Source organism: Shuttleworthella sp., assembly GCF_057251025.1.
Map to the genome: position 1 here is coordinate 1 of NZ_DBHIDN010000043.1, position 3,689 is coordinate 3,689.

Consider the following 3,689-nt stretch of genomic DNA (forward strand, 5'->3'; position numbering starts at 1 on the left):
CAAGAGAATACCCACTTGCGAGAACCAGGAATATCGGAATCATGGCTCATATCGACGCTGGTAAGACCACGCTGACCGAGCGTATTCTGTATTATACTGGTGTAAACTATAAGATCGGTGAGACCTATGAGGGAACTGCGACCATGGACTGGATGGAGCAGGAACAGGAGAGAGGAATCACCATTACTTCCGCAGCGACCACCTGCCACTGGACTCTCCAGGAAAGGGCGGAGCTGAAGAAGGGTGCCGAGAAGCACCGCATTAACATTATCGACACCCCGGGACACGTGGACTTCACGGTTGAGGTTGAGCGCTCTCTTCGCGTCTTGGACGGCGCAATCGGCGTCTTCGACGCCAAGGGCGGTGTTGAGCCCCAGTCCGAGAACGTATGGCGTCAGGCGGATACCTATCATGTACCCCGTATGGCCTTCGTCAACAAGATGGACATCATGGGGGCGGATTTCCTCAATACCGTCAAGGAGATCGGGACCAAGCTGGGCAAGAATGCTGTCTGCGTACAGCTCCCGATCGGTAAGGAGGACTATTTCGAGGGCGTTATCGATCTCTTCGAGATGAAGGAGTACCTCTACAAGGACGCCAACGGCCAGGAGATTGAGATTGTCGACATCCGCGATGATATGAAGGATCTGGCGGAGGAGTACCACGCCAAGCTGGTAGAGCAGTGCTGCGACTTCGATGAGGACCTGATGATGATGTACCTGGAGGGCGAGGAGCCTTCCATCGATCAGCTCAAGGCGGCTCTCCGCAAGGCCACCATCGATTCCAAGGGCGTTCCCGTATTCTGCGGGTCTGCCCACCAGAACAAGGGCATTCAGAAGCTCCTTGACGGAATCATCGAGTTCATGCCGGCTCCGACCGATGTGCCGGATATCACCGGTACGGACATGGACGGCAATGAGGTCGTTCGCCGGTCTTCCGACGATGAGCCCTTCTCCGCTCTGGCATTCAAGATTATGACGGACCCCTATGTAGGTAAGCTGGCTTTCACCCGTGTCTACTCGGGTCACTGCAAGTCCGGCTCCTATGTTCTGAACTCCACCAAGGATAAGAAGGAGCGCGTCGGCCGTATCCTGCTCATGCACGCCAACAAGCGGCAGGAGCTCGACGAGATGTTCTCCGGTGATATCTGCGCGATTGTGGGCCTGAAGAACACGACAACCGGCGACACCCTCTGTGATGATCAGCATCCGGTTGTCCTGGAGTCCATGGAGTTCCCGGATCCCGTTATTCAGGTGGCTGTTGAGCCCAAGACCAAGGCGGGGCAGCAGAAGATGGGCGAGGCGCTCGCCAAGCTCGTCGAGGAGGATCCGACCCTGCACGTCCACACGGATGAGGAGACCGGCCAGACCATCCTGGCAGGTATGGGAGAGCTTCATCTGGAGATCACCGTAGACCGTCTGCTCAGAGAGTTCTCGGTTGAGGCCAACATCGGCGCTCCCCAGGTTGCCTACAAGGAGACTTTCACAAAGTCTGTCGATCAGGAGTACAAGTACGCCAAGCAGTCCGGCGGACGCGGCCAGTACGGTCATGTCAAGGTTCGCTTCGAGCCCATGGACGCCAATGGCGAGGAACTCTTCAAGTTCGAGAACGCCGTTGTCGGCGGCTCCGTGCCCAAGGAGTATATCGCGCCGGTCGGCGAAGGTATCGAGGAGGCGGCTCAGTCCGGTATTCTGGCGGGCTTCCCGGTTCTCGGTATCAAGGCGACTCTCTACGACGGGTCCTATCATGAGGTGGACTCCTCAGAGATGGCCTTCCACATCGCAGGTTCCATGTGCTTCAAGGAGGCCATGGCCAAGGCAGACCCGGTTCTTCTTGAGCCCATCATGAAGGTGGAGGTCACCATGCCCGAGGATTACCTGGGAGATGTCATCGGAGACCTGAACTCACGCCGTGGACGGATTGAGAAGATGGATGACGTAGGAAACGGCAAGATTGTCGTCGGATACGTTCCTCTGGCAGAGATGTTCGGCTATGCGACCAATCTCCGCTCGATTACCCAGGGCCGCGGGAACTACTCCATGTTCTTCAGCAAATATGAGCAGGCTCCCAAGTCCGTTCAGGAGAAGGTCATCGCCGAGCACAAGTAATCCGGGACCAAAGGGCATTTGCCCGGCAAATAGTTGAAATACTCAGCTGAATTTCATATAATGAACTTTAGCTGAGATTTTATAAGGTAACATACCCCGCAAGGGGGAGATTCAAGGAGGAATTTCACAATGGCAAAAGAGCATTTTGAGCGCACCAAGCCGCACGTAAACATTGGAACCATCGGCCACGTTGACCATGGTAAGACCACTCTTACGGCAGCGATCACTTCCGTTCTGGCACAGCGCGTTGCCGGCAACAAGGTGGAGGCGTTCGAGGACATCGATAAGGCTCCCGAGGAGAGAGAGCGTGGTATCACCATCTCTACCGCACACGTTGAGTACCAGACGGACAAGCGTCACTACGCTCACGTAGACTGCCCGGGACATGCCGACTACGTTAAGAACATGATCACCGGCGCCGCACAGATGGATGGTTCTATCCTCGTTGTCGCAGCAACCGACGGTGTTATGGCGCAGACCAAGGAGCACATCCTTCTGGCTCGTCAGGTAGGCGTTCCCTACATCATCGTTTTCCTGAACAAGTGCGATATGATCGACGATCCCGAGCTTCTTGAGCTGGTTGAGATGGAGGTTTCAGATCAGCTCTCCGAGTACGGATTTGATGACTGCCCCATCGTCAAGGGCTCTGCTTACCAGGCTCTGCAGAATCCTGAGGGCAAGGCCGTATTCGCAAACGGCGATCCCATTGATCCCGAGAACCCCGACAAGAACTGGGGCGACTGCATCATGGAGCTGATGAACACCGTAGATGAGTACATCCCGGCTCCCGAGCGCGATACCGACAAGCCCTTCCTTATGCCTGTCGAGGACGTATTCACCATTACCGGTCGTGGTACGGTTGCTACCGGCCGTGTAGAGCGTGGTACCCTTCATCTCAACGAGGAGCTTGAGATCCTCGGCGTGAAGGACCAGGTGGGCAAGACCGTATGTACCGGTATCGAGATGTTCCGTAAGCAGCTCGACGAGGCTATGGCCGGCGACAACATCGGAGCTCTGCTTCGCGGCGTGAACCGTGACCAGATCGTTCGCGGTCAGGTTCTGGCTAAGCCCGGCACCGTTACCTGCCACAAGAAGTTCAAGGCTCAGGTATACGTACTGACCAAGGATGAGGGTGGCCGTCATACCCCCTTCTTCTCCAACTATCGTCCTCAGTTCTACTTCAGAACGACTGACGTAACCGGTATCACCAAGCTTCCCGATGGGGTTGAGATGTGCATGCCCGGCGACAACGTTGAGATGACCATCGAGCTGATCCACAATGTTGCCATGGAGCAGGGTCTTACCTTCGCAATCCGTGAGGGTGGCCGTACCGTTGGTTCAGGCCGTGTTACCGAGATCATCGAGTAATTGACTTGACGCTTTTGCGGAAGCAATGAGTGTCCGGGGGCTGCAAGGCAAGGATTATTTCCTTTGCCCTGCAGCCCCCTTTTTGGTTGCCTCTATCAGAGGAACTATGGGGCAGACGGTATAGAAAGGGGCTGTGAAAAAACTCCCCTAATGAAAAGAGAGTTATAGGACAAAACGTGTTGATGAAAACCCCTTCAAAGCCTTGTAAATAGA

Annotated in this window: 2 protein-coding genes; both read left to right on the plus strand. The window is 55.4% G+C overall.

Annotated elements, in window-relative coordinates:
* Nucleotides 1-2,108: elongation factor G (gene fusA / locus ACO5R6_RS07470; protein WP_485626558.1), on the plus strand; the 2,108-nt coding region annotated here is incomplete at its 5' end.
* A 129-nt stretch (nt 2,109-2,237) separates the two neighbouring features.
* Nucleotides 2,238-3,476 (plus strand): elongation factor Tu, encoded by a 1,239-nt coding sequence (gene tuf / locus ACO5R6_RS07475; RefSeq protein WP_485626559.1) that lies wholly within the window; start codon nt 2,238-2,240, stop codon nt 3,474-3,476.
* The last annotated feature ends 213 nt before the right edge of the window (nt 3,477-3,689 follow it).